This is a genomic window from Streptomyces sp. NPDC059443 (genome assembly GCF_042750105.1).
Taxonomy (GTDB): domain Bacteria; phylum Actinomycetota; class Actinomycetes; order Streptomycetales; family Streptomycetaceae; genus Streptomyces.
In genome coordinates, this window is sequence record NZ_JBHYVM010000007.1 from 24,997 (window position 1) to 32,756 (window position 7,760).

Sequence of the window (7,760 nt, forward strand, 5' to 3'; positions counted from 1 at the left end):
CGTTACGTCATTCGAGTGTAGGGCGAAAGGATCGAGGCATGGCTGACTCCGGGTCGGGATTCTCGGCGGCCCAGCGGCTGGTCGATCTCGCCGAGGCGGTCCGCGTGGCGCCCGAACTGCCCCGCGCCGAGCTCGTGTCGCTGCTCGCGCGGCACGGGGAGCGCCCCGGGGACCTCACCGACCGGGCGTTCACCGAGGCCGACGCGGCCGCGCTGCGCGCCGCCGCCCGGCGGATGGGGGAGGTGCTCGGGGAGAGCGGCGAGGACCGCGCGGCGCAGGCCCTCAACGCCCTCTTCGAGGAGTACGGAACCCGCCCCCGGCTCACCCGGCACGACGGCCACCCCTGGCACCTCCACGTGGACCGGGGGGAGGGGGCCGGCTGGGACGGCTGGTTCCTGGCCTCGGGCGCGCTGGTGCTGGCCGGGCTGCTCACCGAGTACGGGCGGGTCGCCTGGGGCGCCTGCGCCGCGGAGGGCTGCGGCCGCTATTTCCTCGGCACTGGGCCCGGCAGCCCCCGCCGGCACTGCACTTCCACCTGCGCCACGCGGGCCCGGGTCGCCGCGCACCGGCGCCGCAAGAGGGCCGGGGCGGCGGGCTGACCGCGGGCTTTCGGTCAATAGGAAACTTTCCTGTCTGACATCGTTGTCGGCTTGGCATGGGCATGGGTATCTTCGGCCGCAGGGATCCCCCCACGGACCCTCCTCGCGGAACCTCCGCACCCTCCTCGCGGACCCCGCATCCCTCCCCCCACCTTCGACCGGAAGGCGCTTCCATGCGTTTCCGAGTTCCCGCCGGGCCGGCCGCCACGGCCCTCGCCCTGGTCGCGGCACTGGCCTTCACCGCCACTCCCGCCGCACGCGCCACAGACCCCGTCCCCGCCACACGGGCCGCGGCTCCCGCCCCCGCCGCCGCTCCAACGGCCTTCACCCACCCCGGAGTTCTCAACAGCCGCGCCCAGCTGGACTTCGTGCGCACCAAGGTGCAGGCCGGGCAGCAGCCGTGGAAGGCGGCGTTCGACGACATGCTGGCGAGCCGGTACGGCTCCCTGTCACGGACGCCGAAGCCGCGTGCCGTCGTCGAATGCGGCTCCTACTCGAATCCGGACATCGGCTGCTCCGACGAGCGGGAGGACGCGATCGCCGCGTACACCGACGCGCTCGCCTGGTACATCACCCGCGACGCGAGGTACGCGAAGAAGTCGATCGAGCTGATGGACGCCTGGTCCGCCCGGATCAAGGGCCATACCAACAGCAACGCCCCGCTGCAGAGCGGCTGGGCGGGCTCCACCTGGCCGCGCGCCGCCGAGATCATCAAGTACACGTACGCCGGAGGGTGGGCGAACCAGGGGCGCTTCGCGACGATGCTGCGCGAGGTGTACCTGCCCGAGGTGATCGACGGGAGGCCGAACAGCAACGGCAACTGGGAACTGATCATGATGGACGCGGCCGTGGGCATCGCCGTCCACCTCGACGACCGCGCGGCCTACGACAAGGCGATGGCGATCTACCTCGGCAGGGTCCCCGCCTACTTCTACCTCGCCTCCGACGGCCCGCAGCCCAAGTACCCGCCGCGCTCCACCATCGACACGAAGAGCGAGCTGATCGACTACTGGCACGGCCAGAGCACCTTCGTGGACGGCCTGGCCCAGGAGACCTGCCGGGACTTCGGCCACACCGGCATGGCGATCGCCGCGACGATGCACGTGGCCGAAACCTCGCGCATCCAAGGACGGGACCTGTACCCGGAGTTCAAGGACCGGTTCCGGTACGCGCTGGGCTTCCACGCCAAGTACGAGCTCGGCGAGGCCGTGCCGGCCTCGCTGTGCGGGGGGAGCCTGAACAAGGGCCTCGGCCCGGCCACCGAGGTCGGCTACAACGCCCTGCACAACCGGCTGGGCGTAGCCATGGCGAGCACCGGCAGGCTCACCGAGAGCAGGCGCCCGGCAGGTACCGAAAACCATTTCGAGGCGTGGGAGACGCTGACCCACGCGGACAACCCGAACTGACCGGCACGTTGCGGTGAGGTGCGGTGCGGCCCCGCCACCCGGCGGCGCCGCACCCGTTCGCAAGCCTCAGCCGGCTTCCTTGACCTGGGCCGCGGTCGGTGCGGTGCCGCCGAGGTGGGCCGGCAGCCACCAGGAGTCGTCCGCGCCCTTCGGCTTGGCCGGATAGGCGGCCTGCGCGGCGTCCAGCAGCTCCTGCACCCGCTCGCGCAGCCGGCGCGTGATGGCCCCGGCGTACTGGTCGGAGGGCGCCTCCAGCGGCTCGCCCACGCGCATCGTCACGGGGATGTGGCTGCGCTTGAGGTCCTTGGGGCGGCCCTTGGTCCACATCCGCTGCGTACCCCACAGGGCCACCGGGATCAGCGGGACTCCGGCCTCCTGCGCCATCCTGGCCGCGCCCGACTTGAAGCTCTTGAGCGTGAAGGACTGGGAGATCGTCGCCTCCGGAAACACGCCGATGATCTCGCCGGAGCGCAGCGAGTCGAGCGCGTGCTGGTACGCGGTCTCACCCTGCGCGCGGTCCACCGGAATGTGCTTCATCGCGCGCATCAGCGGACCGGACACCTTGTGCCGGAACACCGATTCCTTCGCCATGAAGCGCACGAGGCGCTTCTGCGGGCGGGCGGTCAGCCCGGCGAAGATGAAGTCGAGGTAGCCGATGTGGTTCGACACCAGAACCGCTCCGCCCTTGCGGGGGATGTTCTCGGTGCCCTTCATGTCGATGCGGACGTCGAGCGCGCGGAACAGGGTGTGTGCGGCGCCGATCACCGGGGGGTAGACGAGCTCAGCCATGGTGGGGAGACCCCGCTTTCTGCCTGGAGGTGCTCCCGGCCGGAAGTTACGGCAGCGTAGGTACGCGGCCATGGGGATCGTGCCCCATACGGGAGCCGCAGGCCAGCCCAGACGCCTGCGCCCGGCGAGATTCTCGTCACGCCGGGAATGCGGCGCGCCCGCGGGGCGCTCGGATCAGCGTACGAACGTACCGAGATGATGTACCGACAGACATACGGGCAGCGTATGGACGCGGAAGCGGTACGAGGCCGGCGGCGACGGGAGCGGGCGTGCGCGAGCACGAGGGGGACGACGGTGCGGGCCTGAGGCTGGGCGCCGCGGAGCTGGGCGCGGAGCCGGGGGAGCGGGCCAGCCTGGTGCAGTTCTCCAGCGCCTTCTGCCAGCCCTGCCGGGCCACGCGGCGGATCCTGGCCCAGGTGGCCGGGATGGTCGAGGGCGTCGCGCACATCGAGATCGACGCCGAGGAGAAGCTGGACCTCGTACGGGCCCTCGGGATCGAGAAGACCCCGACGGTGCTCGTCCTGGACGCGGCCGGCCGGATCGTGCGGCGGGGCGTGGGGATGCCGCGCACGGTCGATGTGATCGCCGCCCTGGGCGAGGCCGTATGACGGTCGCAGTGAGGGTCGCGCGGGACCCGGAGGGCATCGCGGGAGGTCCGCGGGTCCTCCCGGCGGGGTCCCGAGCGCCGGTACGCGCGCCCGCACGCAGAGTGACGCGCCCTACATCTGTCCGCTGCGGCTTGACTGTGTACACGGGTGATCGCCAGGCTGGCGACATGCGGTATGAACTCCTGCTTTACGGATGGGGAACCCCTTCATGACGGCTCCGACGGCTCCGTCCCCCCGATCCGGCACCGGCCTGCCCGGCTCGCCCGACCTGTTGCGCTCGGTGTTCCGCCGGCACGCGGCGGGCGTCGCCGTGATCACCGCCGACAGCGGCGGCCGGCCGGTGGGCTTCACCGCGACCTCGCTCAATTCCGTCTCCGCGGACCCGCCGCTGCTGTCGTTCACCATCGGCACCGGGTCCTCCAGCTGGCCCGGGGTGCGGGACTCCGAGTACCTCGGCGTCCACATACTCGGTGAGCACCAGAGCGACCTGGCGGGCCTGTTCGCCCGGAACGGAGCCGACCGCTTCGGTCCGGCCACCGACTGGGCGCCCGGACCGCACGGGGTCCCGGTGCTGGACGGAGTGCTGGCCTGGCTGGTATGCCGGGTCGTGGCGCGGGTGCCGGCCGGCGCGCACCGCGTGGTGATCGCGGAGGCGGTGGCCGGGGACCCGGCGGGCGATCCGGCGGGCGAGGGGCGCCCGCTGCTGTACCACCAGGGGCGCTTCAACGCGTTGCGCGACTGAATCGTCCCTGCTGGGACGGGTTCCGACCGCGTTGGCCAGATCACAGTTCACGGGCCTTGCAACCTGGCGGGACCCGCTGTGTACTGACGAGTAACATTCCCTTCGGGGCGCGGGCCGCCCCGGCGGGAACGGCCCGAGATGGCGCCTATGCTGCCTGAACAAGGCGGTACCAGAAATGTCGATGCGGTAGGAGAGCCGGCGTGAGCCTGAGGATCGTTGTCTGTGTGAAGTACGTGCCCGACGCCACTGGCGACCGGCAGTTCACCGAAGACCTGACCGTCAACCGCGACGACGTCGACGGCCTGCTGTCGGAGCTCGACGAGTACGCCGTCGAGCAGGCGCTGCAGATCGCCGACGAGGCTGACGACGCGGAGATCACCGTCCTGACGGTGGGCCCCGAGGACGCGAAGGACGCGCTGCGCAAGGCGCTGTCGATGGGTGCCGACAAGGCCATCCACGTCGAGGACGACGACCTGCACGGCAGCGACGTCATGGCCACCTCGCTGGTGCTGGCCAAGGCGATCGAGAAGGCCGGTTACGACCTGGTCATCACGGGCATGGCCTCGACCGACGGCACCATGGGTGTCCTCCCGGCGATCCTGGCCGAGCGCCTGGGCGTCCCGCAGGTCACCCTGCTCTCCGAGGTCAAGGTCGAGGACGGTGTCGTCACCGGCCGTCGCGACGGCGACTCGGCGAGCGAGCAGCTGGAGGCCTCCCTCCCGGCGCTCGTCTCGGTGACGGACCAGTCGGGCGAGGCCCGCTACCCGTCCTTCAAGGGCATCATGGCCGCCAAGAAGAAGCCGGTGGAGTCCTGGGACCTGGAGGAGCTGGAGATCGAGTCCGACGAGGTCGGTCTCGAAGGCTCCTGGACCGCGGTCGACTCCGCGACCCAGCGTCCGGCCCGCACCGCCGGCACGATCGTCAAGGACGAGGGCGAGGGCGGCAAGGCGCTGGCCGCCTTCCTTGCGGAGCAGAAGTTCATTTAAGAACTGCCTGGCCGGCCAGAAGTTCATCTAAGAGCTTCGGCCCCTTCCTCAAACGCCCCCTGACTACTTCGCATTCGCAGGAGCATCCCCAATGGCTGAAGTCCTCGTCTACGTCGACCACGTCGACGGCGCCGTCCGCAAGCCCACTCTCGAACTGCTGACGCTGGCCCGCCGCATCGGCGAGCCCGTCGCCCTGGCCCTGGGCGCCGGCGCCGAGGCCACCGCCGCCGTGCTCGCCGAGCACGGCGCCGTCAAGGTCCTCACCGCCGACGCCTCCGAGTTCTCCGACTACCTCGTCGTACCGAAGGTGGACGCGCTCCAGGCCGCGTACGAGGCCGTCTCCCCGGTCGCCGTGCTCGTCCCGTCCTCCGCCGAGGGCAAGGAGATCGCCGCACGCCTGGCCGTGCGCATCGGCTCGGGCATCATCACCGACGCCATCGACCTGGAGGCCGGTGACGAGGGTCCGGTCGCGACGCAGGCCGCGTTCGCCGCTTCCTTCACCACCAAGTCCCGCGTCTCCAAGGGCACCCCGGTCATCACCGTGAAGCCGAACTCGGCCCCCGTCGAGGCCGCTCCGGCCGCCGGCGTCGTCGAGGCCCTCGCCGTCACCTTCGGCGCCCTGGCCACCGGCACCAAGGTCACCTCCCGCACCCCGCGCGAGTCGACCGGCCGCCCCGAGCTGACCGAGGCCGCGATCGTGGTCTCCGGCGGCCGCGGCGTCAACGGCGCCGAGAACTTCCACATCATCGAGGCGCTCGCGGACTCCCTCGGCGCGGCCGTCGGCGCCTCGCGTGCCGCCGTGGACGCCGGCTGGTACCCGCACTCCAACCAGGTCGGTCAGACCGGCAAGTCGGTCTCCCCGCAGCTGTACATCGCCTCCGGCATCTCGGGCGCGATCCAGCACCGCGCCGGCATGCAGACCTCGAAGACCATCGTGGCCATCAACAAGGACGCCGAGGCCCCGATCTTCGACCTGGTCGACTACGGCGTGGTCGGCGACCTCTTCGCGGTCGTCCCGCAGCTGACCGAGGAGATCAAGGCGCGCAAGGGCTAGTCCCTCGTCCGCAGGCCTGACCTGCGGGAAGCGTTCTCCGGGGCCGTGTGGTGTTTCTCACCGCACGGCCCCGAGTCGTTTGTCCAGGACGGCCGAGGGACCATTGACGGAGCGGAACCCCGTGACTAAATTCTGCTATGCGGATCTAAGATTCCGTGAAGCGGAAAAGAGGAGTGTGCACGATGGGTCAGCAGGAGAAGGTGGCGACGAGCCTCGCAGGCGCGGTCAGCGAGGGCATCAGCGCTTCCCTCGCGCCGGTGGACGCGGAACTCGCGCGTCACTACCCGGGCGACCCCGGCACCCGTCAGCCCATCCACACCGTCTACGTCCCCGGTGACGTCTTCGACGCGGACACCATCCGCTCCTGGGGCGACCAGGCCCTCGCGGCCCTCGACGAGCACGCCCCGGACGCCGCCACCTTCGCCAAGGTGCTCGGCATCTCCGACGAGCTGGCCGTACCGGTCTACGACCGCGTCCGCGCCAAGCTCGCCACCGAGCCGATCGAGGACCTCCGCGTCGACTTCGAGGACGGCTTCGGCGTCCGCTCCGACGAGGAGGAGGACCAGGCCGCCGCCCGCGCCGCCCGCCTCATCTCCGAAGCCTTCTCCAACGGCACGAACGCCCCGTACATGGGCATCCGCATGAAGTGCATGGAGTCCAACGTCCGCGACCGCGGCATCCGGACCACCGACGTCTTCCTCTCCGGCCTCCTCGCCCACGGCGGCCTGCCCGAGGGCCTCGTCCTGACCCTGCCCAAGGTCACGTACCCCGAGCAGGTCACCGCCTTCGTGAAGCTGCTGGAGGCCTTCGAGACCTCCCGCGGCCTGCGCCCGGGGCGCATCGGCTTCGAGATCCAGATCGAGACCAGCCAGTCCATCCTCGCCTCCGACGGCACCGCCGCGGTCGCCCGGATGATCGAGGCCTCGCAGGGCCGCGCCACCGGCCTGCACTACGGCACCTTCGACTACAGCGCCTGCGTCGGCGTCTCCGCCGCCTACCAGTCGAGCGACCACCCCGCCGCCGACCACGCCAAGGCCGTCATGCAGGTCGCGGCCGCCGGCACCGGCGTACGGGTCTCCGACGGCTCGACCAACGTCAAGCCCGTCGGCACCACCGAGCAGGTCCACGAGGCCTGGAAGCTGCACTACGGCCTCACCCGGCGCGCCCTGGCCCGCGCCTACTACCAGGGCTGGGACATGCACCCGGCGCACCTGCCGACCCGCTACGCGGCCGTCTTCGTCTTCTACCGCGAGGGCCTCGAAGCGGCCGCCGCGCGCCTGAAGGCGTACGTCGCCAAGATCGAGGGCGACGTCATGGACGAGCCCGCGACCGCCAAGGCCCTGGCCGGCTACCTGGTACGCGGCCTCGACTGCGGCGCCGTCGGCGCCGAAGAGGTCGCCGCCCTGACCGGCCTGACCCGCGCGGAGCTCGACGCCTTCGCCATCCCGCGCCGCTCGGCGACGCTGACGGCGACCGCCTGACCTGACCGACACCAGCGGCCCGGCCCCCGCGCCCCCCGCGCGCGGCCCCGCGCGGGGGGGGCGGGCGCCGCAGCCCCCCCCCGCCGGGGCGGGCG

At 71.5% G+C, this 7,760-nt stretch carries 8 protein-coding genes; 7 read left to right on the forward strand and 1 reads right to left on the reverse strand.

All coding sequences use genetic code 11. The annotated features are described in order from the left end of the window. Positions 1-38: 38 nt before the first annotated feature. Together ACFXDJ_RS08820 and ACFXDJ_RS08825 are read left to right on the forward strand one after the other, a co-directional pair. A complete protein-coding gene (locus ACFXDJ_RS08820; RefSeq protein ID WP_384657053.1) occupies positions 39-599 on the forward strand; it encodes a CGNR zinc finger domain-containing protein in 561 nt (186 codons plus the stop codon). 173 nt (positions 600-772) lie between these two features. Next, positions 773-2,005 (forward strand): alginate lyase family protein, encoded by a 1,233-nt coding sequence (locus ACFXDJ_RS08825; RefSeq protein ID WP_384657050.1) that lies wholly within the window; start codon positions 773-775, stop codon positions 2,003-2,005. Positions 2,006-2,071: 66 nt separating this feature from the next. Here ACFXDJ_RS08825 and ACFXDJ_RS08830 read toward each other — a convergent pair whose 3' ends face one another. Then, complete coding sequence (locus ACFXDJ_RS08830; RefSeq protein ID WP_384657047.1) at positions 2,072-2,794, reverse strand: lysophospholipid acyltransferase family protein; 723 nt, start codon at positions 2,792-2,794, stop codon at positions 2,072-2,074. A gap of 269 nt (positions 2,795-3,063) precedes the next feature. On the opposite strand from ACFXDJ_RS08830, the gene ACFXDJ_RS08835 reads away from it, so the two are divergent. From ACFXDJ_RS08835 to ACFXDJ_RS08855, 5 genes are all read left to right on the forward strand, one after another. Next, on the forward strand, positions 3,064-3,402 hold the full coding sequence (locus ACFXDJ_RS08835) for a TlpA family protein disulfide reductase (RefSeq protein ID WP_384657045.1): 339 nt from the start codon (positions 3,064-3,066) through the stop codon (positions 3,400-3,402). A 208-nt stretch (positions 3,403-3,610) separates the two neighbouring features. After that, positions 3,611-4,144: a flavin reductase family protein gene (locus ACFXDJ_RS08840; RefSeq protein ID WP_384657042.1), complete on the forward strand. Its 534-nt coding sequence runs from the start codon at positions 3,611-3,613 to the stop codon at positions 4,142-4,144. Positions 4,145-4,344: 200 nt separating this feature from the next. After that, on the forward strand, positions 4,345-5,130 hold the full coding sequence (locus tag ACFXDJ_RS08845) for an electron transfer flavoprotein subunit beta/FixA family protein (RefSeq protein ID WP_384657040.1): 786 nt from the start codon (positions 4,345-4,347) through the stop codon (positions 5,128-5,130). Between the two features lie 91 nt (positions 5,131-5,221). Next, on the forward strand, positions 5,222-6,184 hold the full coding sequence (locus ACFXDJ_RS08850; protein WP_384848511.1) for an electron transfer flavoprotein subunit alpha/FixB family protein: 963 nt from the start codon (positions 5,222-5,224) through the stop codon (positions 6,182-6,184). Between the two features lie 182 nt (positions 6,185-6,366). Then, the gene (locus tag ACFXDJ_RS08855) at positions 6,367-7,665 is read left to right on the forward strand and encodes a DUF6986 family protein (RefSeq protein WP_384657034.1); all 1,299 of its coding nucleotides are present in this window, start codon (positions 6,367-6,369) and stop codon (positions 7,663-7,665) included. The last annotated feature ends 95 nt before the right edge of the window (positions 7,666-7,760 follow it).